We start from the raw sequence: 24,840 nt of genomic DNA on the forward strand, positions 1-24,840 counted from the left end.
GCTCCCGGCGTACCGGGAGCGGGGCTTGCGTCGTGTCCGTACGGTCGCCGGGCTACGGCTTCGCCGGGTCCTCCGCCCCCTTCGCCGCCGGGATCGGCTCGGTCGCCCGGTAGCGCGGCGAGGCCGGGTCGGCCAGCGCGGACGGCGCGGCCTGCTCGGCGGCCGGCACCGGCGAGGGCGCGATCACCACGCCGGTCGCCCCGGCCGCGGCCGCCGGGACCTCCTCCTTGACCTTGATCCCGGCCCGGTCGAAGGCCGCCTTCAGCCGCTGGCGCAGCGCCCGGGAGACGGCGGCCGCCTTGCCCGGGGCGGTCCGGGCCTCGATCCGCAGCACCACCGAGTCCGAGGCGACCGACTCCACGCCCAGGATCGACACCGGCGCCCAGACCAGCTCGTCGTACGGGGCCTCCTTGGCCATCTCCTCGGCCGTCGCCAGGATCAGGTCCTCGACCCGGAGCAGGTCCTCCTTGTACCCGACCTGCACGTCCACCGAGGCGGTCGCCCAGCCCTGGCTCATGTTGGCGATCCGCTTCACCTCGCCGTTGCGGATGTACCAGATCTCGCCGTTCGCCCCGCGCAGCTTGGTGACCCGCAGGCCGACCTCCAGCACGGTGCCGGTGGCCACCCCGGTGTCGATCTCGTCGCCGACGCCGTACTGATCCTCCATGATCATGAAGACCCCGGAGAGGAAGTCGGTGACCAGGTTGCGGGCGCCGAAACCGATCGCCACACCGGCCACACCGGCGCTCGCCAGCAGCGGCGCCAGGTTGACCCCCAGCGCGGACAGCACCATCAGCGCCGCCGTGCCCAGGATCGTGAAGGAGGCGACGCTGCGCAGCACCGAGCCGATCGCCTCCGAACGCTGCTGGCGCCGCTCCGTGTTCACCACCCCGGTGTTGGCCAGCAGCCCGCCCAGCCGGCTCTCCTCCTGGTGCTCGGAGGTGCGCGCCATCCGCCCTATCAGCTGGGTGATGAGCTTGCGCACCACGGCCCGCAGCACCAGGGACAGCACGATGATGAAGACGATCCGCAGCCCCGAGGCCAGCCAGCCCTGCCAGTGGGTGTCGAACCAGCTGGCGGCCTGCCGGGTGGTCTCGGAGACCTCCTGCGCGCTGGTCGGGATCCGCAGGTCGAGCTCGGGCAGCTGCGCGGTGGGGCTTGGGGCCGGCGTCGGAGTGGTGAGCGTCGAGGACGCGTCGGACGGACCGGTGGCACCGGAGCTGAACACGTGCAGGCCTTCCTTGCCGGGTGAGTGGCGGGCCCGCACCGCCGAGGAGCGGCCCGCGGACCGTGAGCGTCAGCCTATCCGCCGCCGCATGCCCGTCCGGACCGGCCGGGAACCTCCCGCGAGCGTGCCCGAGGGCGTACGGAGCGTCCCGAACGCCCCGTCAACGCACCCGTACGCTCCCCCCGCACCCCGGCGCCGAGGCCCTCCAGGGCAGTCGGGACACTGCTCCGGACGGCCGAACCCTGCCCCCGGAGGGCGACCCGGCAGGGTCACCGGGGCGCGCCGCACCGCCACCCGGGTGCAACCCGACCTTCCCCCGGGCATACCGGCTATGACAGAGACCACACCCGGAGTTCACGTCAGGTCCGTTACACAGGAGTGGTGGCGCCGTACAAAGGCGTAAGGCGACACTGGGGGAGATCGCGCACGCGTGGCGCGATCCAACCGCTCGTCCCGGCGCGAGCCACGCGCCGCAGGCGTCCAAGGAGGCATCCGTGCCGCATGTCCTGGTCCTCAACGCGTCCTACGAGCCACTCGGCGTCGTATCGATGCGCCGCGCACTCATCCTGGTCCTCAACCACAAGGCGGTCAGCCTGGAGGACTCGGGAGTCACTCTGCACAGCGCCACCAGCGCCCTTCCGGCGCCGTCCGTCGTCCGCCTGACCCGCTTCGTGCGGGTCCCCTTCTGCGGGCCCGTCCCGCTCACCCGCCGGGCGCTGTTCGCCCGCGACCACGGCCGCTGCGTCTACTGCGGGGCCGCCGCCACCAGCGTCGACCACGTCATCCCGCGCAGCCGCGGTGGCCAGCACCGGTGGGACAACGTCGTGGCGGCCTGCCGCCGCTGCAACCACACCAAGGCCGACCGCCACCTCACCGAACTCGGCTGGCGGATGAAACGACCACCCGCGCCGCCCAGCGGCCTGGCCTGGCGCATCATCGGCACCGGGATCAAGGACCCGCGGTGGCGGCCGTACCTGGAGCCCTACGGCGGCGGCGACCAGCTGCGCGCCCCGCAGTGGGGCGAGCACGAGCACCGCGACCATACCGAGCAGCCGGTCCACCCCGTCCCGCTCGGCCGGGCGCACCCCGGCCACCCCGCCCCCGCCCGCCGCGGCGAGCAGCCCGAACCGCTCTCCGCCTGACCCCAGCTCCACAAGGGCCCGCCCGTCACACCGTCGGTACGCGCCTCATGGGCCGCCGAGCCCCCCGCACCGGGGAGCCGGCGGCCCGCCGCGTTCCTGGGGCCGCTCCTTCCGGGGCCGCTCCTTCCGAGGCCCCTGCCGCCGGGCCCGGCCCGGCCGCTACGGCTTGGTGGCCGCCGGGGGCGCCGCCGGGCCGCCCGGCACGCCGCCGGGCTGGACGGGCTGGGCGGGCTGCCCGGCCGGGGGCTGCGGTGCGGCCGGCGGGGTCACGGCGTACAGCTCGACACCCCACAGCGAGTAGCCGTACTTGGTCGCCCGCGCCACGCCCTGCACCCGGACGTACCGGACGCCGGGCGCGTCGAAGCGCACCGTCTCGTCGCCGCCCTTGCCGTTGTCCACCGTCGCCGCGTCCGTCCAGGAGTTCCCGTCCGCCGAGACCTGGATCCGGTACGAGGCGGCGTACGCGGCCTGCCAGTGCAGCACCGCCGCGCCCAGCCGGGTCGCCTGCGGCAGCTCCAGCCGCACCCAGGCGTCGTCCTTGGGCGGCGAGGACCAGCGGGTCTTCGGATCGCCGTCGGTGACCGCCGAGGCCGGGAAGTTCGCCGTCTCGTCGCCCGAGGAGGTGGCCTTCGCGCCGGCCGCCAGGTCCGGACCGCCGGTGGGCGGCACCACGTGCACCTGGAGCACCTGCCGGACGGTGGTGGTGCCGGCCACGAACTGCACCGGCACCCGGTACGTCCCGGACGGCGTCTCCGCGGTGGCGCCCACCAGCAGCGGCACGCCCACCCGGCCGCCGCGCGGCACGGTCACCGGGCCGGCCGGGGTCACGGTCAGGCCCTTCGCGGCGGCCGGCACCTCGGTGCGCAGCTCGCCCGTGGTGCCCTCGGGGCGGCCTGCCTCCACGGTGGCCCGGGTCGTCACCGGCGCGGAGGCGCCGGTGACCACGTCCAGGGCCGGGTCGGAGAGGCTCAGCCGGGCCGCCGGGGCGTCCGAGTACCACGGGATCACCTGGTTGACCACCGGCGGGTCGCCGCCGGGCTTCCAGGTCAGCCGGAACGCGTCGGCCGGCTGCCCGCCGGCCGGCAGCTCGTTGTAGCCGGGCTGCACGGTGCCGATGTCGGCCCAGGTGCCGTCGGCCCGGCGCACCGCGACGGTGGCGGTGGCGCGCACCGCCGGGTCGGTCAGCACGGTGAGCCGGTCCAGCGGGCGGGCCGCGCCGAGCTCGACGACCAGCGGCTCGTCCATCGCGGTCGGCGCCTTGGCGGCCCGGTACGCGGTGTCCGGGTTGCCGTCCAGCACGGCGGCGGCGGAGGAGCCGGGCGCCGCGTCGGGACCGCCGCTGACGCTGGCCGGGGACTCGTCCGGGGCGGTGACGGTGAACTCGCGCACCGCGACGGCGGTCTTCTGCGCGGCGGTGGCCCGCAGCCGCACCGCCCGCACCACGGTGCCCGGCGGCAGTTGGGCGCTGACCGTCCTCTGGTTCCTGACGGTGGCGAGCTGCTTCCAGCCGCCCTCGCCGGTCGAGTACTCCAGCACGCCGTCACGGATGTAGTCGTCCGCGGCGGACCGGGCGTCCGGGCCGTTGCCCCAGCCGCCCATCAGCACGGTCACGCCGCTGACCGGGCGGCCCGCGCCGAGGTCCAGGCCGACCGCGTCGCCGGGCTGCGGGGGAGCGGAGCTCCAGTAGAACGTGTCGGCCACGCCGTCGGTCATCAGCGCGGGCAGGTGGTCCTGCGCGGTGCCCATGGTGGTGGTCGGGGTGAGCCCGCCGCCGCCCACGCCCGACCAGTTGTCGGCGGCGCGCACGGCGCGGTCCAGGAACGGGCCGAGCACCCCGGCGCCGACGGTGGCCGGGGCCCGGTCCAGCTGCTCGCGCAGCCGGTTGAGCTCGACCCGGGCCTTCCAGGCCGCGGCGCCGTCGCCGCCGTGCTGCGCCAGCACCATGTCGAGGGCGGCCTGCCCGGCCAGCCCGTAGTCGCGCAGCGGGCCCAGCCAGGGCGCGGCCTCGCCGGCCAGCTGGGCGGTGGCCGGGGTGCCGGCCAGGGTCTGCTGGGCGGTGGCCATGGCGGCGAGGGCCTCCCGCAGCGGGGCGGCGGCCTCGATCAGCCGGGCGAGGTCGGGGGTGGCGCCGGAGGTGGGCTCGGCCGCCGCCCAGAACCGGTCCAGCAGCGGCGTCAGATAGCCGGACTCCTGCTTGGACAGCGGCGAGGAAGTGCTGTTGCCGGCCAGCGCGAGGACCGCGGACAGCGCCGTCCCGGCGGGCGTCGGGGCGGCGCCGGTCGGCCCGGCCAGCGAGCGCACGGCGGCCTGCCAGGACTCCTCCGGCTTGTACCCGGCCGGGTTCCAGGCGAAGTCGCCGGCCGTCGAGACGGCGATCCGGGAGGCCACCGGCTGCTGCATCGCGCCGGTCAGCAGCACCGCCGAGCGGGTGGCCACCTCCGGGTCGCGCCCGGTGTAGGCGCCGAGGAAGAGCCGGTCCGGGGTGGCGTCGTTGACCGGGTAGTTGTCCATGGTGAGCAGCGGGCGCCCGTACAGCCCGGCGGTGTCCGAGGCCTGGGCACCAGTGATCTTCTCCGGGATCACCCCGACCCCGCTCCAGGCCACCTGCACGCCCTCCGGCAGCGCCGCCGCCAGCGCCTTGCGGTACGGGGTGGAGCCCTGCTGGTGGTACTCGGTGGGGACGACGGACAGCGGCGCCAGGCCCGGGTTCCGCGCGATCAGCCGGTCCTGCACCTTCCGCACCAGCGCGGCCTGCGCCTTGGCGGCCGCGGCGGGCCCGGTGCCGTACTCGTCCCGGTCGTCGCCGCAGTGCCACTCGTCGTAGCTGACGTCCAGGAACTGCAGCTGGAAGGCGGTGAAACCGAGCCCCCGCAGCCCGTCCAGCTTCTTCACCAGCGCGTCCACGTCCTTGCCGGAGCTGAAGCAGAAGGACTGCCCCGGGTCGATCGCGTAGCCGAGCACCACGTGGTTCTGCCGCGCCCGGAAGCCCAGTTCGCGCAACTCCTCGGCCTGGGCGGCGGGGTAGGCGTTGCGCCAGCGGGAAAGACGGTACGGGTCGTCACCGGGGGCGTAGAGGTAGAAGTTCTGCTTGGAGCGGCCCAGGAAGTCGACCTGCTCCAGGCGCTGCTGGGCGGTCCACGGGGTGCCGTAGAAGGCCTCCGCGGTGCCGCGCACCGGCGCGCCGGTCGGCCAGTCCCGCAGCGTGATCCCGGGCAGGCCGAGCCCGGCCGCACCGGGCGCCTGCCCCTGCCCGGCCGGTACGGCGGCGAGCAGCTGACGCAGGCTCTGCGCGGCGTAGAAGGTGCCGGTGGCGTCCACGCCGGCCAGCACCACGGCGCCGTACGTGCCGCCGCCCTGGGCGGGCAGCTGACCGGCCGACAGCACGTACCCGCCGGCCGGCATCCCCGCGGTCGTCGGCCCGGTGCCGTCCTTGCCGCCGGCCGCCGCGGACAGCTGCCGCAGCACCCGGTCCACCTCGCCGCCGGCGCCCTCGGCGGGCCCGCCGACGTACACCACCAGCGAACCGGCGGCCGGCGTCCCGCCGTCCGGCTGCGGCGTCACATCGCGCGCCCCGGCGACCTCCAGCACCTCGTGCACGGCCCGCACCGCGCCCTGGTCCACCTTGGGCGCGGTCACCAGCGCCACGGCCGACGGCACCGTGACGGGCCTGCCCGCCACCGTCTGCTGCTGCGGCTTCGGGAACACCCTCGGGTCGGTCACGCTGCCCAGCGGCGTCTGCGGCGCGGCGCTCACCACGTCCGGCGCCGAGACCGCCGAAGCCGCCGCGTACGCCGTCGACGGCAACGAACCGGCCAGCAGCCCGCCGACCACCGCCGCGGCCGCGACCCCGGCCGCGATCTGCATCGTCCGCCGCCCCGGCCGGCCCGCGGCCCGCCCGGCCCGCTCCGCCCGCTCCTCGCGCACCGAGGCCAGCAGCGGCTCCGTGCCCTTGAGGTCGGCGATCAGCCGGTCCGCCGTCCGCGGCGCCAGCTGACGGCACGTCCGCGCCGTCGCCCGCCGCGCCACCACCGCCGCGGGGTGCTGCAGCACCTCCCGCAACGCCGGACTCTGCTCCAACTGCGACCGCAGCCGCCGCCCGGCCGCAACGGACACTCGGGCTTGCACAGGAGCCTCCTCGCCAGGCCGGAACCACATCCCGGCAACCCCACCAGCTGGCCAATCCGGTGTCAATGTCACCGACAGCTACGCCTGGATTGCCCTGCTTCATTCCCTTGTGGAGACCAGGGCCGACCCCTGGTGCGGAGCGGCCGCGACCAGCAGAATCGGCGTCACGGTGCGACACCGTGTCAATCGTGCTCGGGGGAAGGGGACAACGGATGGTTCCACCGTCACCGCGCCGGTGGCTGCCGGCCCTGATCGCGGTCGGCCTGCTCCCCCGGCCGTTCCGTCCGGCACCGTCGTGTCGCGCTGGGTGATCGTGGTGTCACACGGGTAGGACTGTGGCTGTCCCGACCGGGCGTTGCCGAGACATCGCAGGAGCCGCGAGTGGCCGCTTACCACGACAGTGACGGAGCCGAGCAGGTGCCGGCGCAGGACGCTCCGCCGCCGCCCGCCGAACTGGTGGCGCTGGCGCAGGCGTACGGGGTGGACACCCGGTACCCGGGGGCCGGCGGGCAGACGGTGGGGGCGCGGACGCTGGTCGCGGTGCTGGGGGCGATGGGGGTGGTGGCCGGGACGCCGCAGGAGGCGCGGGAGGCGCTGGAGCGTCACCGGGCCGGGCAGCGGGCCCGGTTGCTGCCGCCGTGCGTGGTGGTGCGGCAGGGGAGGCGGGCGGCGCTGGACGTGCCGGCGGACGCCCGGCTGCGGGTTGAGCTGGAGGACGGGGGCAGCTGGGAGCTGCCGCGGGGGCACTCGCACTGGGTGCCGGGGGACCTGCCGCTGGGGCGTCATGTGCTCACGGCGCGGAGCGGCGAACGGACGGCGCGGGCCGCGCTGATCGTCGCCCCCGAGCGGCTGCCGCAGCTGTCCGGCCGCAGCTGGGGGTTCCTCGCCCAGCTGTACTCGGTGCTGTCCGAGCGCTCGTGGGGCATGGGCGACCTCGGCGACCTGGTCGAGCTGGCCCGGTGGGCGGGGGCGGGCCTCGGCGCGGGCTTCGTGCAGATCAATCCGCTGCACCAGGCGCTGCCCGGCGCCCCCTCCGACCCGTCCCCGTACCGCCCGTCCTCGCGCCGTTTCGCCGACCCGGTGCACCTGCGGGTCGAGGACGTCCCCGAGTACGCGTACCTGACCGCGGAGCAACGACGAAGGGCCGAGGAGCCGGCCCGGGGCGCCGCCCGGCTGCGCGAGGAGGTCCTCGGCCACGACGCGCTGATCGACCGGGATGCCGTCTGGCAGCTCAAGCGCGAGGCCCTGGAGCTGCTGCACGAGGTGCCGCGCGGCCCCGGCCGCCAGGCCGAGTACGAGGCGTACCTGCGCCGTGAGGGCGAGTGGCTGCGCCGGCACGCCCTGTGGAACGCCCTCGCCGAGGAGCACGGCCCGGACCGGCAGCACTGGCCGAAGGGCCTGCGTCACCCGGACGGCCCACAGGTCGAGCAGGCGGAGAAGGAGCTCGCGGAGCGGGTCGAGTTCCACCGCTGGCTCGCCTGGCAGGTCGACCAGCAGCTCGCCCACGCCCAGCGGGCCGCCCGCGGGGCCGGCATGCCGGTCGGTCTGATCCACGACCTGGCCGTGGGCGTCCATCCGGACGGTGCGGACGCCTGGGCGCTGCAGGACGTGCTGGCCGACGGCATCTCGGTCGGCGCCCCGCCGGACGCCTTCAACGCCCACGGCCAGGACTGGGGCCTGCCGCCCTGGCGGCCGGACGCGCTCGCCGAGGCCGGCTACGCCCCGTTCGCGGAGCTGCTGCGGGCCACCGCCCGGCACGCCGGGGCGCTGCGGATCGACCATGTCATGGGCCTGTTCCGGCTCTGGTGGGTGCCGAAGGGCCATCCGCCGACCGAGGGCGCGTACGTGCGCTACGACGCGGAGGCGATGCTCGGCGTGCTGGCGCTGGAGGCGCACCGGGCCGGTACGGCGGTGATCGGCGAGGACCTCGGCACGGTGGAGCCGGGCGTGCGGGAGGAGCTGGCGGAGCGCGGGGTGCTGGGCACGTCCGTCCTCTGGTTCGAGCGGGACTGGCAGGCCGGCGGCGCGATCCTCGGCCCGGACCGCTGGCGGCCGGGCTGCCTGGCCACCCTCACCACCCACGACCTGCCCAGCACCGCGGCCCGGCTCTCCGGCGAGCACGTCGAGCTGCGGCACCGGCTGGGCCTGCTGGCCCGGCCGCTGGGGGAGGAGCAGGAGCAGGCGGCGGCGGAGCTGGCGGACTGGCGGGCCGAGCTGGCCGGGCTGGGGCTGCTGGGCCCGGACGAGCCGCTGACGATGCCCGTGCTGTACCGCTTCCTGCGGGCCACCCCGGCGGAGCTGGTCGGGGTCTGGCTGCCGGACCTGGTCGGCGACCCGCGCCCGCAGAACCTGCCCGGCACCTGGGACCAGTACCCGAACTGGCGCCTGCCGGTCGCCGACGGCTCCGGCGGGCCGGTCACCCTGGAACGCCTCGCCACCGCCCCCGCCGCCGGCCTGCTGGCCCAGCTGCTCGCCGTGCCCGACTTCCTGCCCGACTCCGTCAGGCGGACCCCGACGCGCGCCGTCCCGTAAGCGGCGGGTAAGTTGGAAACGTGGACAAGAGGAACGCTTTGCGAGCCGGCGCGGTCTGCGCAACGGTCACGCTGATGATGCTGCTGTCGTCGCCCGCCATGGCCTTCACCAGGGACGACGGTGACGACCCGGGTTCCGGCCTGAGTGTCGGTGAGACCATCGGCCTGTACGTGGTGGTCCCGCTCGTCTCCTTCGTGATCATCGCCGCCCTGGCCGCTCTGCCGTACGGCAGCAAGGCCAAGAAGAACTAACTCCTCGTAGAGGCGAGCGCCGCGTCCACCAGGACGCGCACGACGTCCACCAGGACCCGCACGACCCCGAAGGGGCGCCGGACGATCCCGTCCGGCGCCCCTTCGGCTGTTCGCGCACCGTCAGCGGGCCCCCGCCGCACGGTCGGCGTCCTGGGCCTTGAGGGCGCGCTCGACGCCCGCCCGCGCCTCGACGACCTGGCGCCGCAGCGCCGGCGCCGGCTCGGCCGAGGCCAGCCACGCGTCCGTGGCCTCCAGGGTCGCGGCCGTCACCTGCAGGCCCGGGTACAGCCCGACGATGATCTGCTGCGAGATCTCGTGGCTGCGGGTCTCCCAGACGCCCTTGACCGCCGCGAAGTACTTCGCCGCGAACGGCGCGAGCAGCTCGCGCTGGTCGGACTGCTGGAAGCCGGCGATGACGGCCTCCTGCACATAGTTCGTCAGCTTGTCGGACTCGACCACCGACGCCCAGGCCTGCGCCTTGGCCTCGGCGGTCGGCCGGGCGGCGCGGCAGGTGGCCGCGTGCTCCTGGCCGGCCGCGGTGTTGTCCCGCTGCAGCTCGGCGGCGATGGCGGCCTCGTCGGCCCGGCCGGTGGCCGCGAGTCGGGTGAGCAGGGTCCAGCGCAGCTCGGTGTCGACCGCGAGGCCCTTGATCTCGGCCGAGCCGTCCAGCAGCCCGGCGAGCAGGCCCAGCTGACCGTCCGTACGGGCGACCGAGGCGAGGGCGCGGGCCCAGGCCAGCTGGTGGTCGCTGCCGGGCTCGGCGGCGCGCAGGTGCTCCTCCGCGGCGGCGGCCCAGCGGTCGAGGCCCTGCTCGCGCCACTGCGGGTCGGTGTAGGCGTCGAGGGCGAGCTTGACCTGGCGGTGCACGGACTGCACCACGCCGATGTCGCTCTCGCGCCCGATGCCGGACAGCGCCAGCGCCAGGTAGTCGCGGGCGGCCAGCTCGCCGTCGCGGGTCATGTCCCAGGCGGAGGCCCAGCACAGCGCGCGCGGCAGCGAGTCGACGAAGGCGCCGAGGTGCTCGGTGACGACGGCCAGCGAGTCCTCGTCGAGCCGGATCTTGGCGTACGAGAGGTCGTCGTCGTTCAGCAGCACGACGGCCGGGCGGTGGCGGCCGACCAGCTCCGGCACCTCGGTGCGCGGGCCGTCGACGTCCAGCTCGATCCGGTCGGTGCGCACCAGCGTGTCGCCGTTCAGCTCGTACAGGCCGATCGCGATGCGGTGCGGCCGCAGCACGGCCTCGCCCTTGGCGCCGGCGGGCAGCGCGGGGGCCTCCTGGAGCACCGCGAAGGACTCGATGTCGCCGTCGGTGTTCACCGTGATCGAGGGCCGCAGCACGTTGATGCCGGCGGTCTCCAGCCAGGCCTTGGACCAGGCCTTGAGGTCGCGGCCGCTGGCCTCCTCCAGGGCGCCGAGCAGGTCGCTGAGCCGGGTGTTGCCCCAGGCGTGGCGCTTGAAGTACGCCTGCACGCCCTGGAAGAAGGCGTCCTGGCCGACGTACGCCACCAGCTGCTTGAGCACCGAGGCGCCCTTGGCGTAGGTGATGCCGTCGAAGTTGACCTGGACGTCCTCCAGGTCGTTGATCTCCGCCATGATCGGGTGGGTGGACGGCAGCTGGTCCTGCCGGTACGCCCAGGTCTTCATCTGGTTGGCGAAGGTGGTCCAGGAGTGCGGCCACTTGGAGCCGGGGGCCTCGGCCTGGCAGACCGCCTCGGCGTAGGTCGCGAAGGACTCGTTCAGCCAGAGGTCGTTCCACCACTCCATGGTGACGAGGTCGCCGAACCACATGTGGGCGAGCTCGTGCAGGATCGTCGCGGCGCGGGCCTCGTAGGCGGCGTCGGTGACCTTGGAGCGGAACACGTACTGGTCGCGCAGGGTGACGGCGCCCGCGTTCTCCATCGCGCCGGCGTTGAACTCCGGGACGAAGAGCTGGTCGTACTTGGCGAACGGGTACGGGAAGTCGAACTTCTCCTGGAAGAAGTCGAAGCCCTGCTTGGTGACCTCGAAGACGGCCTCCGGGTCCAGGAACTCGCGCAGCGAGGGCCGGCAGTAGATGCCCAGCGGCACCTTCTGCTCGCCGTTCTCGTAGGTGTCGAAGACCCCGACGTACGGGCCGGCGACGAGCGCGGTGATGTAGCTGGAGATCCGGCCGGTGGGCTCGAAGGTCCAGACCCGGGTGTCGCCCTCGCCGACCGGCTCCGGGGTCGGCGAGTTGGAGACCACGACCCAGCCGTTCGGCGCGGTCACGGTGAACGCGAACGCGGCCTTCAGGTCGGGCTGCTCGAAGTTGGCGAAGACCCGGCGGGCGTCCGGCACCTCGAACTGGGTGTACAGGTAGGTCTCGCCGTCGACCGGGTCGACGAACCGGTGCAGGCCCTCACCGGTGTTGGTGTACTCGCAGGTCGCGACGACCCGCAGCTCGTTCTCGGCCGCCAGGCCCGGCAGCGGGATGCGGCTGTCGGCGAAGCTCGCCGGGTCGAGCCGCACGCCGTTGAGGACGACCTCCTCGACGCTCGGGGCGACGAGGTCGATGAACGTCTCCGCGCCGGGGGTGGTGGCGGTGAACCGGACCACGGTGGTGGACCGGAAGGTACCGCCTTCACGGGCCGAACCGAGGTCGAGCTCGATGTCGTACGCGTCCACGTGGAGGAGGTCGGCCCGGGTGCGGGCCTCCTCACGGGTCAGGTTTGTGCCGGGCACTCGCTGCACTCCTTTGTCAGACTGATGCTCCGAATCCTCGCACGTCCAACGGACGGGGCGGCCGAAAAGTCGCGGGCGGGGCGGGCCCGGGCGATCAGCCCGTTCCCGCCCCGCCCGCGTGGCCCGCGACGAGGGGTCATGCCCCGGTCGTCACCCGGCCGTCACCCCGGTCCACCCAACCCACCCGGTCCACCCGGGTCGTCGGTCGGCCGCCGGTCGGTCGTCGGCCCGGCGTCACTTCTTCCACTTGGTCAGCGGACCGTCGCTGGCGCTGAAGCGGCGGAACGCGTAGACCGCGGCGCCGTCGTCCGAGATCAGGTACTCGGAGCTGCTGCTGCCGATGCCCATGCTGCTCGGCATGGTCATGGTGCCGAGGTCGGACAGCGAGCCGTCGGTCGGCGAGAGCGTCACCAGCCGGGCCGGCTTGTTGTAGCCCTGGTCGACGACCGCGCGGACCTTGCCGTCCTTGTCGGTCCCGGCCACCAGGCGCATGTCGTTGCTCGTCGAGCCGGAGGTGGCCGCCCACAGCCGCTTGCCGGTGGTCAGGTCGTAGGCGTTGATGCCCGGCTTGCCGCCGCTGACCTGGACGTACAGCGTGGTGCCGCTGACCACGTTGCGGGTGAGGGCCTCGTCCTGGCCGGAGAGGCGCAGGCTGTCCGAACCGGGCTCCTTGACGGACATCTGGTTGCCCGGCTTGTTGTCCTTGTCGAACGGCAGGATGTAGTCGCCCTGCGGGCCGCTGGACATCAGCAGCACCAGCGGCTTGTCCTGGACGACCGAGTCGACCTGCTCGATGCTGCCGGTGAGGGTGATCGGGGCGCTGGTCGGCTTGCCGGTCTCGGCGTTGACGACGACCAGCTGCGACTTCGGGCCGGTGGTGCCGTAGCAGCGGTCGCTGACCGCGATCTGGACGCCGGCCGCCTTGCCGCGCACCGAGCAGTCCTTGTCGCGCGGCTGGAACTGCCAGGCCGGCTGGCCGTTGGCGATGTTCAGGGCGCCGACCATGTTGCCGCCGACGGCGACCACGTTCTCGGTGACGCTGAGGGTCGGCGAGGACATCCGGTCGGCCGAGACCTTGACGCTCCAGAGCAGCTTGCCCTGGGTCAGGTCGACGGCGCCGACGGTGGAGCAGTCGCTGTCACCGGTGTTGAAGGAGACGGCGGCGACGCCCTTGGAGTTGGCGCCGTAGGAGGCGGTGCACAGCTCCTTGCTGCCGGCCGGGACGGGAACGGTCCAGGCCTCCTTGCCGTCGGTCAGGTTGTAGGCCTTGATGCCGGAACCGTCGACGCGCACGGCGAGCTTGTCGGTGCCCCAGACGCCGAGCAGCTGGGTCGAGGTGTCCGCGCCGGCCGGCTTGGGGACGCTCCAGGCGACGTTGAAGCTGCCGCCCTTGGGCCCGGGGCCGGGGGTCGGGCCGCTGCTGGTCCCGCCGTTGTCGGTGGTGCCGCCGCTGTCCGCGGCGACCGGGCCCGGGGCCGGGTCGGGGTCGGGCTTGGGGTCCTTGAGCAGGACGACCAGGGCGACCACGATCGAGATCGCCAGCACACCGCCGATGATCCCGCCCCACAGCATCACGGGGTTGCGCTGCTTGGGCGGGACGGGCGCGACGGGGTAGCTGTACCCGGGCTGCTGTTGCTGCTGCGGGTAGTTGTAGCCGCCGGTGTTGTAGGCCTGCCCGGCGTTCGGGGCGCCGTACGGGGAACCGGGGACCGGGTCGTACGGGCCGAGCGGGGCGGTGCCGGGCGGCGGCGGGGCCTGGCTGGGGAACCCGGCCGCGGTCGGCGCGTACGCCGCGTACTCCGGGCTGCCGGCGGGCGGCTGCGCGGGCGGTGCCGGCGGTTGGGCGGGCTGCGGGCCCGCGGGCGCGGCCGGGCCCGGGACGGCCGCGCCGTCGAGCTGCGTCATCTGGTCCGCGACGGCGGCCGGATCCACACCGCCGCCCGGCGGGCGCCCGAACGAGACGCCCCGGTTGTCCTGCGGACCGTTGCCGGGCGTTTCGCCTGCCCCCGGCGTAGGGTGATCCCCTGCCATCTGATTCCCCGTCATGTCTGGAAGCGTCCCCTTGCCGGTGCCGTCCACGGCTCCGAGGGGACGGGTGAGAATTGGGCACCATGCTAGTGGTGTGTCGTTTTCGGCCGCCGCCAGGACAGCCGATCCCCGTCTCCGCAGGTCCAGGCCGCGCAACACCTTCACCCCCCGATCACCGCGCCCCCACGCCCGCGCCCCGGCGCTCCGGTCCGCGCCGGTCGGCCGCCGTCCCCGTCCGGGGCCCCGTCCGCCCCGGGCGGGACCCCCGGCCGGGACCCCTGCCCGGGCCCCCGGGCCGTACCCTTCAGGAGTTGAAGGGGACGCCCGGCGGAGGGGTCCCCGCCCTGGGAGGGTGGATCATGTCGACGGACACACCGGGCTCGCAGTCGTCGCTGCACCGGGCGAACCTGGAACGGGTGCTCCGCGCGGTGCGGATGGCCGGCTCGCTGACCCAGGCCGAGATCGCCCGCGGCACCGGACTGTCCGCGGCCACCGTGTCCAACATCGTGCGGGAGTTGAAGGAGAGCGGCACCGTCGTGGTCGCCGACACCTCCTCCGGCGGCCGCCGCGCGCGCAGCGTCTCGCTCAGCGGGGACGCCGGCATCGTGGTCGGCATCGACTTCGGCCACACCCACCTGCGTGTCGCGGTCGGCAACCTGGCCCACCGGGTGCTGGCCGAGGAGAGCGCCCCGATCGACGTCGACGTCTCCGCCCAGCAGGGCTTCGACCGCGCCGAGGCGATGGTCGAGCGACTGCTGGCGCAGGCCGGGTTCCGCCCCGACAAGGTGATCGGCGTCGGCCTCGGCGTGCCCGGCCCGATCGACGTGGAGACCGGCGCGCTCGGCTCCACCGCGATCCTGCCCGGCTGGACGGGCATCGCCCCGGGCCGGGAGCTGACCGAGCGGCTCGGCATGCCGGTGCACGTGGACAACGACGCCAACCTGGGCGCGCTCGGCGAACTGGTCTGGGGCGCCGGCCGCGGGCTGAGCGACCTCGCCTACATCAAGGTCGCCAGCGGCGTCGGCGCCGGGCTGGTGGTGAACGGGCAGATCTACCGCGGGCCGGGCGGCACCGCGGGTGAGATCGGGCACATCACCCTGGACGAGGCCGGGCCGGTCTGCCGCTGCGGCAACCGCGGCTGCCTGGAGACCTTCGTCGGCTCCCGCTACCTGCTCTCGCTGCTCGTCCCCACCCTCGGCCCGGACCTCAGCCTGCCCCGGGTGGTCGAGCTGGCCCAGCAGGGCGACCTCGGCTGCCGCCGGGTGATCGCCGACGCGGGCCGGCAGATCGGCACCGGCGTCGCCACCCTGTGCAACCTGCTCAACCCGCGCCGGGTGATCCTCGGCGGGGACCTCGCCGAGGCCGGCGAGCTGGTGCTCGCCCCGATCCGCGACTCGGTGGCCCGCTACGCGATCCCGAGTGCCGCCCGTCAGCTCTCGGTCGTCCCCGGCACGCTCGGCGGCCGGGCCGAGGTGCTCGGGGCGCTGGCCCTGGTGATGAGCGAGATGGGGGAGTCCGGCGCGCTCGGCCGCGCCTGACGCCGCCGGCCGGCGCACCGCGGACGGCGCACCGCGGACGGGGGCGTCCCGAACGTCCCGTCCCGAACGGTCGGCTCCGACCGGATAAGCATGGTCGAACGCCAGTGCGTCAATCCGGCGTGACCCGCCTCCCCCGCCCGACCTCCCGGAATGGCGGTAACGAACGGTGGCACCGGGCGCGCCGCTCGGCGTCCGGGAGGCGGACATTAGACTCGACCGGTCGGCCCCGGCCGGGACCGCCGGCGTGGCACCGGACCGGGCAGCGACGCCCGTCGGACTTTCCGTGGTCCGCGAACACTGAACGAGGAGGAACGGGTGGCCCTGCTGACCCGCATTCGGGGACCGCGCGATCTCGACCGGCTCACGCCCGGACAGCTGGCCGCACTGGCCCAGGAGATCCGGACCTTCCTGGTGACCGAGGTCTCCAAGACGGGTGGCCACCTCGGGCCCAACCTCGGCGTGGTGGAGCTGACCATCGCGCTGCACCGGGTCTTCGACTCGCCGCGCGACCGCATCCTCTTCGACACCGGCCACCAGAGCTACGTCCACAAGCTGCTCACCGGCCGCCAGGACTTCTCCCGGCTGCGGATGAAGGGCGGCCTGTCCGGCTACCCGTCCCGCGCCGAGTCCGAGCACGACGTGATCGAGAACTCGCACGCCTCCACCGTCCTCTCCTACGCCGACGGCCTGGCCAAGGCCAACCAGATCCTGGGCAAGAACGACCCGGTCGTCGCCGTCATCGGTGACGGCGCGCTCACCGGCGGCATGGCCTGGGAGGCGCTGAACAACATCGCCGACGCCGAGGACCGCCCGCTCGTCATCGTCGTCAACGACAACGAGCGCTCGTACTCGCCGACCATCGGCGGCCTGGCCAACCACCTCGCCACCCTGCGCACCACCCAGGGCTACGAGCGGTTCCTGTCCTGGGGCAAGGACGCGCTCCAGCGCACCCCGGTGGTCGGCCAGCAGCTGTTCGAGACGCTGCACGGCGCCAAGAAGGGCCTCAAGGACTTCATCGCCCCGCAGGGCATGTTCGAGGACCTCGGCCTCAAGTACATCGGCCCGATCGACGGCCACGACATGACCGCCCTGGAGTCCGCGCTGACCAAGGCGCGCGGCTTCGGCGGCCCGGTGATCGTGCACTGCCTCACCGAGAAGGGCCGCGGCTACCACGCCGCCGAGAACAACGACGAGGACCGCTTCCACGCGGTCGGCAAGATCCACCCGGAGACCGGCCTGCCGATCCAGAGCGGCGGCGGGCGGAGCTGGACCTCGGTCTTCGCCGAGGAGATGGTCGCGCTCGGCCACGAGCGCGAGGACATCGTCGGCATCACCGCCGCCATGCTCCACCCGGTGGGCCTGGCCCCGTTCGCCGAGGCCTTCCCGGACCGCATCTTCGACGTCGGCATCGCCGAGCAGCACGCCGTCACCAGCGCGGCCGGCCTGGCCACCAACGGCCTGCACCCGGTGTTCGCGGTCTACGCGACCTTCCTCAACCGGGCCTTCGACCAGGTGCTGATGGACGTCGCCCTGCACAGGCTGGGCGTCACCTTCGTCCTGGACCGGGCCGGCGTCACCGGTGACGACGGGGCCTCGCACAACGGCATGTGGGACATGTCGATGCTGCAGCTCATCCCGTCCCTGCGGCTGGCCGCCCCGCGCGACGCCGAGCAGGTCCGCGCCCAGCTGCGCGAGGCCGTCGAGGTCAAGGACGCCCCGACCGTGGTCCGCTACTCCAAGGGCACGGTCGGCCCGGCCGTCCCCGCGGTCGGCCGGATCGGCGGCATGGACGTGCTGCGCGCCGCGGAGGAGCCCTCCGGCGCCCACCGCGCCGACGTGCTGATCGTCTCGGTCGGTGCGATGGCCCCCACCAGCCTGGAGGTCGCCGACCTGCTGGCCGCCCGGGGCATCACCGCCACCGTGGTGGACCCGCGCTGGGTCAAGCCGGTGGACCGGGCCCTGCCGGGCCTGGCGGCCGAGCACCGGGTGGTCGTCACCATCGAGGACAACGGCCGGGTGGGCGGCGTCGGCGCGGCCGTGGCGCAGGCGCTGCGGGACGCGGACGTGGACCTGCCGGTGCGCGACTTCGGCATCCCGCAGGAGTTCCTGGACCACGCCAGCCGGGCCGAGATCCTGGCCGAGATCGGCCTGAACGCCCCGGACATCGCCCGAAAGGTGACGGCGCTGGTCGCCAAGCTGGACGCGGCGCCGGTCGAGGCCTGACCGGAGGCCGTCCGGGCGGAGCGGTCCCCGTTCCGTTGACGACCATTTGTCGTAACTCCGTAACAGTTCGTCACGGAACAAGCTGACAATCGCACTGAACGGCGGGACCGGCGCCATCGGCGCCGATCCCGCCCGGTAGGTTGTCATCCGTGCCGACCCCCACCCGCCTCCGCCTCACCGGACTGGCCGAGCGCCTGCCCGAGCGCGTCCGTACCCGTCTGCTGACCGGGTACTGGACCAGGCTGGTGCCGGTGCTCGCGCTGGTCGCGCTGGTCACCCACATCCCCTCCTTCGCCCGGCCCGTCTGGAGCCCGGACGAGGGCTTCCTGGCGACCCAGGCCCGGATGCTGGCGGACGGCGGCGTGCTGTACGACACCGTGGTGGACCGCAAGCCCCCACTGCTGCCCTGGCTCTACCAGGCCTGCTTCGCGGTCTTCGGCTCCGCCTCGCTCTGGCCGCTGCGCACCCTGGCGGTGGTGGCCCACCTGGTCACGGCGATCCTGCTGGCCTCGATCGCCCGCGGCCGCTGGGGCAACCGGGCCGGGGCCGGGGCCGGACTGCTCTACCTGCTGGTCTCCATCGGGCTCTCCCCGGAGGACACCCAGGCGGCGACCTTCGAGGTCTTCATGCTGCCCGCCATGGTGGCCGCCTTCCGGTACGCCGAACGGCGCCGCTGGCTGGCCGCGGGCATCGCGGTCGCCCTGTGCTCACTGACCAAGCAGACCGGCGGCGCGGTGCTGCTGCCGGTGCTCTGGATGCTCTTCCAGGACACCCGCCGGCGCGGGGTGCGCTGGCCGCCCGCGCTGTTCAAGATCGGGTTCGGCTTCACCCTGCCGATAGCGCTGGTCGCGGTGATCCTCACCAAGCCCAAGGGCTTCCTCTTCTGGGTGGTCACCGGCAGCGGCGACTACGCCTCCTTCGGCGGCGCCTGGCTCCAGATGCTCGGCCGGGCCCTCGGCAACTCGGCCATCCTGGTCGGGGCCGGCCTGGGCTTCCTGCTCCCGGTCGGGCGCAGGCTCTGGCTCAAGTACCGCCACCGCCCGCTGCCGGTGGCCGGCGAGGAGCACGGCTCGACCACCGACCTGTGGGTCTGGCTGCTCTCCTCGGTGGTCGCGGTCAGCGTGGGCTTCCACTTCTTCGGCCACTACTACCTCCAGCTGATGCCGCCGCTGGTGCTGCTGGGCACCGGGGCGATCGCCACCTCGGCGATCCGCTGGAAGCCCGTCCTGGCGTACACCACGGTCGCCGCCACGGTGTTCTGGAGCCTGGCACTGGCCTGGCCGGGGGAGCGGCTCGACCGCACCACCGAGGTCGCCACCGCCGTCGCCGCCCAGACCACCCCCAAGGACACCGTGCTGGTCTGGGGCATGCACCCCGAGCTGTACTGGCTGGCCGACCGCAAGCCCGCCACCCGCTACCTGACCGCGGGCTTCCTCACCAACTACAGCGGCGGCAAGGACGGCAACCAGAACGTCGGCGAGCAGTTCAGCGTCGCCAACGCCTGGCAGACCTTCGACAAGGACCTCGCCAACGGCCTGCCCGAGGTCGTGGTCGACGACTCCGGCATCGCCCCGTACCAGCCGGTCATGATCCCCCGGATGGAGAACCTGCTGGACACCCACTACGAGATGGTCGGCGTCTTCGCCGACACCGTGGTCTACCGCCTCAAGCACTGAGACGCCCGCGTCCGGGCCGGCGGGCGGCAGCGCTGTCCACACCCGTCCCGCGCGGCAACGCCGTACACACCCGTTCCGACGACGGCGCCGTGCACAGCCCACGTTCCGGCGGCAACCCCGTACACGGCCGCGCTCCGGTGGCAGCCCCGTACACACCGAGGAGCCCCGGTGACCAGTTGGTCACCGGGGCTCCTCCGTGTTCCGGGTACGGGCCGTGCCTAGGCGGGCACCGAGGCCACGCCGGGGGCGAGGAAGGTCTTGCCGTTCACCCGCTCCGAGACGCCCTCACGGTCCAGGTACGGGGTGATCCCGCCCAGGTGGAAGGGCCAGCCGGCACCGGTGATCATGCAGAGGTCGATGTCCTGCGCCTCGGCGACGACACCCTCCTCCAGCATCAGACCGATCTCCTGCGCCACGGCCTCCAGGGCGCGGGCGCGGACCTGCTCCTCGGTGAGCACCGAGTCGCCGAAGGACAGCAGCTCCAGCACCTCGGGGTCGAGGACCTGCTGCCCGTCCGTCCAGGTGTAGAAGCCGCGCTTGCCGGCCTTGACCACCTTGGCGAGGTTCTCGGAGACGGTGAACCGCTCCGGGAAGGCGCCGTGCAGGGTCTCCGAGACGTGCAGGGCGATGGCCGGGCCGACCAGCTCCAGCAGCACGATCGGGGACATCGGCAGGCCGAGCGGCGCGACGGCCTTCTCGACGTCGGCGATCGGGGTGCCCTCGTCGATGATGCCCTGGATCTCGCCCATGAAGCGGGTCAGGATCCGGTTCACCACGAACGCCGGGGCGTCCTTGCAGAGCACCGAGGTCTTCTTCAGCTTCTTCGACACGGCGAAGGCGGTGGCCAGCGCGGCGTCGTCGGTCCGGTCGCCGCGGACGATCTCCAGCAGCGGCAGGATCGCGACCGGGTTGAAGAAGTGGAAGCCGACGACCCGCTCGGGGTGCTTCAGCTTCGAGGCCATCTCGGTGACCGACAGCGAGGAGGTGTTGGTCGCCAGCACGCAGGTCGGCGAGACCACGTTCTCCAGGTCCGCGAAGACGGCCTGCTTGACGCCCATCTCCTCGAACACGGCCTCGATGACGAAGTCCGCGTCGCCGAAGGCGGCGGCCTTGTCCAGCGAGCCGGAGACCAGGCCCTTGAGGCGGTTGGCCTTGTCCTGGCTGATCCGGCCCTTGCCGAGCAGCTTGTCGATCTCGGCGTGGACGTAGCCGACGCCCTTGTCGACGCGCGCCTGGTCGATGTCGGTGAGGACCACCGGCACCTCCAGACGGCGGGCGAACAGCAGCGCCAGCTGCGAGGCCATCAGACCGGCGCCGACGACGCCGACCTTGGTGACCGGGCGGGCCAGCGACTTGTCCGGCGCGCCGACCGGGCGCTTGGCCCGGCGCTGCACCAGGTTGAAGGCGTAGATGCCGCTGCGCAGCTCGCCGCTCATGATGAGGTCGGCCAGGGCCGTGTCCTCGGCGTCGAAGCCGGCCTGCAGGCTCGCCTTGTCGGCGAGGTCGAAGTCCTTGGCGGCGGCGATGATGTCCAGCGCCCGGTACGCGGCCGGAGCGGCGCCGTGCACCTTGGCGTCGGCGACCATGCGGCCCCAGAGGACGGCGTCGTCCCAGGCCTTGCCGCGGTCGATCGCCTCGCGCTCGACGACGACGTCGCCCTTGAGGACCTTGGCGGCCCAGAGCAGCGACTGCTCCAGGAAGTCGGCCGGCTCGAAGATCGCGTCGGCGATCCCCAGCTCGAACACGTCCTTGCCCTTGAGCTGCTTGTTCTGGTTCATCGAGTTCTCGATGATGACCTTGACGGCGTTACCGGCACCCACCAGGTTCGGCAGGATGGTGCAGCCGCCCCAGCCGGGGACGAGGCCGAGGAAGACCTCGGGCAGCGAGAAGGCCGGGACGCCCGCCGACACCGTGCGGTAGTCGCAGTGCAGGCCGACCTCGACGCCGCCGCCCATCGCCGCGCCGTTGTAGAAGGCGAAGGTGGGGACGGGCAGCGAGGCGATCCGCTTGAAGACGTCGTGGCCGCCCTTGCCGATGGCCAGCGCGTCCGCGTGCTCCGTGAGCAGCTCGACGCCCTTGAGGTCGGCGCCGACCGCGAAGATGAACGGCTTGCCGGTGATCGCGGCACCGACGATCGTGCCCTCGGCGGCCTCGGCCTCGACCTGGTCCAGCGCCTCGTTCAGCTTGAGCAGCGAGCCCGGGCCGAAGGTGGTCGGCTTGGTGTGGTCGAAGCCGTTGTCCAGGGTGATCAGGGCCAGCCGGCCGGCCTGCAGCGGCAGGTCGAGGTGGCGGACGTGCGCGGTCGTGACGACCTCGCCCGGGAAGAGCTCGGCGCCGCGGGTCAGCAGCTCAGTGGTGTTGGCCATGGTCACTTACCACCCTCGACCTGAGACGACGTTTCCGCTCCGCTCCAATGCGGGTTCTCCCAGATGATCGTGCCGCCCATGCCGAAGCCGATGCACATCGTGGTGAGGCCGTAGCGGACCTCCGGGCGCTGCTCGAAGCGGCGGGCCAGCTGGTTCATCAGGCGCACGCCGGAGGAGGCCAGCGGGTGGCCGAAGGCGATCGCGCCGCCGTACGGGTTGACCCGCTCGTCGTCGTCCGCGATGCCGAAGTGGTCCAGGAAGGCCAGGACCTGGACGGCGAAGGCCTCGTTGACCTCGAAGGCCTGGATGTCGTCGATGGTCAGACCGGCCTTGGCCAGCGCCTTCTCGGTGGCCGGCACCGGGCCGACGCCCATGACCTCGGGCTCGACGCCCGCGAAGGCGAAGGAGACCAGGCGCATCTTCACCGGGAGGCCGAGCTCCTCGGCGACGTCCTCGGCGGCCAGCAGCGAGGCGGTGGCACCGTCGTTCAGACCGGCCGAGTTGCCCGCGGTGATGTTGCCGTGCGGGCGGAACGGGGTCTTGAGGCCCGCCAGGTTCTCCATCGTGGTGCCCGGGCGCATCGGCTCGTCCACGGTGGCCAGGCCCCAGCCGGTCTCGCCGACCTCGGGGTTGGTGTTGCGGATCGTGATCGGCACCAGGTCGGGCTGGATGTCGCCGTTGGCGTACGCCTTGGCGGCCTTCTCCTGCGAGCGCACGGCGTAGGCGTCGCAGCGCTCCTTGGTCAGGTGCGGGAACCGGTCGTGCAGGTTCTCCGCGGTCATGCCCATGAACAGGGCGGACTCGTCGACCAGCTTCTCGGAGACGAAGCGCGGGTTCGGGTCGACGCCCTCGCCCATGGGGTGGCGCCCCATGTGCTCGACGCCGCCGGCCACGACCACGTCGTACGCGCCGAAGGCGATGCCGCCCGCGGTGGCGGTCACGGCGGTCAGCGCGCCGGCGCACATGCGGTCGATCGAGTAGCCGGGCACGGACTTCGGCAGGCCGGACAGCAGGGCGGCGGTGCGCCCGATGGTCAGACCCTGGTCGCCGATCTGCGTGGTGGCCGCGACGGCGACCTCGTCGATGCGCTCGACGGGCAGGTTCGGGTTACGGCGCACGAGCTCCCGGATGCACTTGACGACCAGGTCGTCGGCGCGCGTCTCGTGGTAGATGCCCTTCGGGCCGGCCTTGCCGAACGGGGTGCGGACGCCATCGACGAAGACGACGTCCCTCGCGGTACGAGGCACGGGGGCTCTCCTCCCAGGGACCAACATTTAGGTGGGCGGGCTGCCGCCGTCGAAGACCCGAGCGGCGCCGCATCACGGCCATGCTACCCGCCGGTAACCAACCTGCCCAGGCCCCTCGGAGGGATCTGACCATGTGTCTCCCGACACGTTCCCCGGCCGTCCGACCAGGAGCGCCGTTCCCGGGTACGGCGAAGGGGATGTCGCCCGTACGGACGACATCCCCTTCCCGTGTTGCCGGATCGGCCCGGGCCGCGACCGGCCCGAACGCCGGATCGGCCCGGCCCCGACCGGCTCCGCGCCGTGATCAGTCCTGGGCGACGACCGCCGCGGCGAAGGCGGCGGCCACCGCCGGTGCCACCAGGTCCACCTGCCACTGCCGGGCGCCGAGCCCGCGCAGTGCGGCGGCCACGCCCTCCGGGCCAGGGTCGGCCGGCGGCTGCCAGGAGACCCGCCGGACCAGGTCCGGGGTGATCAGGTTCTCGGCCGGCAGGTGGTGGCGCTCGGCCAGCTCGCTGATCGCGCTGCGCGCGCCGGAGAGCCGGGCGGCGGCCACCGGGTCCTTCTCGGCCCAGGCCCGCGGCGGCGGCGGTCCCTCGTGCGGCGCGGTGGCCGGCGGCAGCAGGTTCTCCGGGATCTCCCGGCCGCGCTGCACGGCCGCCAGCCACTGCTCCAGCTGGCGCCGGTGCACCCGGGGGCCGAAGCCCTGGACGGCCTGCAGGGAGGCGATGTTCAGCGGCATGGCCAGTGCGGCGTTGACGATCGCCGCGTCGGCGAGCACCCGGCCGGGGGAGACGTCGCGGTCCTGCGCCATCCGGTCGCGGGCGAGCCACATCTCGCGCACCACGGCCAGCTGACGGCGGCGGCGGACCTTGTGCAGCTGGGAGGTGCGGCGCCACGGGTCGGTGCGCGGGGCCGGGCGGGGCGCGGCGGCGATCGAGGCGAACTCCTCCATCGCCCAGCCGAGCTTGCCCTGGGCGTCCAGCTCCCGTTCGAGTGCGTCGCGCAGCTCGACCAGCACCTCGACGTCCAGAGCGGCGTAGCGCAGCCACGGCTCGGGCAGCGGGCGGGTGGACCAGTCGACCGCGGAGTGCTCCTTGGCGAGGCTCAGCCCGAGCACGTTCTCGGTCATCGGCCCGAGGCCGACCCGGGCGAAGCCGGCGATCCGCCCGGCCAGCTCGGTGTCGAAGAGGCGCCGGGGTCTCATGCCGACCTCGGCGAGGCAGGGCAGATCCTGGCTGGCCGCGTGGACCACCCATTCGGCGTCCTCGACGGCCCGGCCGAGCGCACTGAGGTCCGGGCAGGCGATCGGGTCGATCAGGGCGGAGCCGGAACCCTCGCGGCGCAGCTGGATGAGGTAGGCGCGCTGCCCGTAGCGGTAGCCGGAGGCCCGTTCGGCATCGACGGCCACCGGTCCGGTGCCCCCCGCGAAGGCGGCGACGACGGCGGCCAGCGCCCGGTCGTCCGCCACCACGGGTGGGATCCCGTCCTTCGGTTCGAGGAGCGGGACCGGGGCTGCTTCTTCTGGGATGGCTGCTACGGCGTCGGTCACCCCCCAAGGGTACGACGGTCCTCACGGCCGGGAGTGTTGTCGGACTGGTCAGACTGTTGATCGCCGAGGGATCGCGGGGCGGGCCGAGCAGGACCGCGCGGGTGCCGTACGGGGCTTCGCGGGGGCGCCGTGGGGGTGACACGGGGGGACGGTGCGAAGGCCCGGCCGCCCGCCCGGCCCCGGGCGGGCGGCGCGCGCCGGGAGGCCGGGGGCCGCACGGCGGCGGGCGGCCGGG

12 protein-coding genes and 1 pseudogene are annotated in these 24,840 nt (G+C 73.8%); 6 read left to right on the plus strand and 7 right to left on the minus strand.

The features are described from left to right. Positions 1 to 52: 52 nt before the first annotated feature. Positions 53 to 1,228, minus strand: coding sequence for a mechanosensitive ion channel family protein (locus ACFWJ4_RS33965; protein WP_380551128.1), 1,176 nt, complete (start codon positions 1,226 to 1,228; stop codon positions 53 to 55). A gap of 494 nt (positions 1,229 to 1,722) precedes the next feature. On the opposite strand from ACFWJ4_RS33965, the pseudogene ACFWJ4_RS33970 reads away from it, so the two are divergent. Beyond that, positions 1,723 to 2,226, plus strand: a pseudogene (locus ACFWJ4_RS33970) (HNH endonuclease); the annotation flags it as partial. A 303-nt stretch (positions 2,227 to 2,529) separates the two neighbouring features. On the opposite strand, the gene ACFWJ4_RS33975 reads toward ACFWJ4_RS33970, so the two are convergent. Next, positions 2,530 to 6,495, minus strand: a complete 3,966-nt coding sequence (locus ACFWJ4_RS33975) for a beta-N-acetylglucosaminidase domain-containing protein (RefSeq protein ID WP_380551131.1) — start codon at positions 6,493 to 6,495, stop codon at positions 2,530 to 2,532. A gap of 381 nt (positions 6,496 to 6,876) precedes the next feature. On the opposite strand from ACFWJ4_RS33975, the gene malQ reads away from it, so the two are divergent. Further along, positions 6,877 to 9,027 carry a 4-alpha-glucanotransferase gene (gene malQ / locus ACFWJ4_RS33980; protein ID WP_380551134.1) on the plus strand — a complete coding sequence of 717 codons (2,151 nt, stop codon included), beginning with the start codon at positions 6,877 to 6,879 and terminating at the stop codon, positions 9,025 to 9,027. 74 nt (positions 9,028 to 9,101) lie between these two features. Beyond that, positions 9,102 to 9,278 carry a hypothetical protein gene (locus ACFWJ4_RS33985; protein WP_380551137.1) on the plus strand — a complete coding sequence of 59 codons (177 nt, stop codon included), beginning with the start codon at positions 9,102 to 9,104 and terminating at the stop codon, positions 9,276 to 9,278. 120 nt (positions 9,279 to 9,398) lie between these two features. Here ACFWJ4_RS33985 and pepN read toward each other — a convergent pair whose 3' ends face one another. Together pepN and ACFWJ4_RS33995 are read right to left on the minus strand one after the other, a co-directional pair. Further along, on the minus strand, positions 9,399 to 11,978 hold the full coding sequence (gene pepN / locus ACFWJ4_RS33990; protein ID WP_380551140.1) for an aminopeptidase N: 2,580 nt from the start codon (positions 11,976 to 11,978) through the stop codon (positions 9,399 to 9,401). Positions 11,979 to 12,212: 234 nt separating this feature from the next. After that, a complete protein-coding gene (locus tag ACFWJ4_RS33995; RefSeq protein ID WP_380551143.1) occupies positions 12,213 to 13,883 on the minus strand; it encodes a PQQ-binding-like beta-propeller repeat protein in 1,671 nt (556 codons plus the stop codon). A gap of 482 nt (positions 13,884 to 14,365) precedes the next feature. Here ACFWJ4_RS33995 and ACFWJ4_RS34000 point away from each other — a divergent pair, with 482 nt between their 5' ends. From ACFWJ4_RS34000 to ACFWJ4_RS34010, 3 genes are all read left to right on the plus strand, one after another. Beyond that, on the plus strand, positions 14,366 to 15,544 hold the full coding sequence (locus tag ACFWJ4_RS34000; RefSeq protein ID WP_359910917.1) for an ROK family transcriptional regulator: 1,179 nt from the start codon (positions 14,366 to 14,368) through the stop codon (positions 15,542 to 15,544). Between the two features lie 315 nt (positions 15,545 to 15,859). Next, entirely contained in the window at positions 15,860 to 17,767 is a 1,908-nt protein-coding gene (dxs, locus tag ACFWJ4_RS34005; RefSeq protein WP_359910914.1) for a 1-deoxy-D-xylulose-5-phosphate synthase, read from the plus strand. Between the two features lie 149 nt (positions 17,768 to 17,916). Next, positions 17,917 to 19,443, plus strand: a complete 1,527-nt coding sequence (locus ACFWJ4_RS34010; protein WP_380551145.1) for an ArnT family glycosyltransferase — start codon at positions 17,917 to 17,919, stop codon at positions 19,441 to 19,443. A gap of 218 nt (positions 19,444 to 19,661) precedes the next feature. Here the strand turns inward: ACFWJ4_RS34010 and ACFWJ4_RS34015 are convergent, their stop codons facing one another. The 3 genes from ACFWJ4_RS34015 to ACFWJ4_RS34025 form a co-directional block, all read right to left on the minus strand. Continuing rightward, positions 19,662 to 21,809: a 3-hydroxyacyl-CoA dehydrogenase NAD-binding domain-containing protein gene (locus ACFWJ4_RS34015; protein ID WP_380551148.1), complete on the minus strand. Its 2,148-nt coding sequence runs from the start codon at positions 21,807 to 21,809 to the stop codon at positions 19,662 to 19,664. A 2-nt stretch (positions 21,810 to 21,811) separates the two neighbouring features. Then, on the minus strand, positions 21,812 to 23,056 hold the full coding sequence (locus ACFWJ4_RS34020) for an acetyl-CoA C-acyltransferase (protein WP_359910906.1): 1,245 nt from the start codon (positions 23,054 to 23,056) through the stop codon (positions 21,812 to 21,814). Between the two features lie 304 nt (positions 23,057 to 23,360). Beyond that, positions 23,361 to 24,605, minus strand: a complete 1,245-nt coding sequence (locus ACFWJ4_RS34025; protein WP_380551151.1) for an HRDC domain-containing protein — start codon at positions 24,603 to 24,605, stop codon at positions 23,361 to 23,363. Positions 24,606 to 24,840 lie beyond the last annotated feature (235 nt).

Origin of the sequence: Kitasatospora sp. NPDC127067 (genome assembly GCF_042724755.1) — a bacterium.
Taxonomy (GTDB): Bacteria; Actinomycetota; Actinomycetes; order Streptomycetales; family Streptomycetaceae; genus Kitasatospora; species Kitasatospora lactacystinica.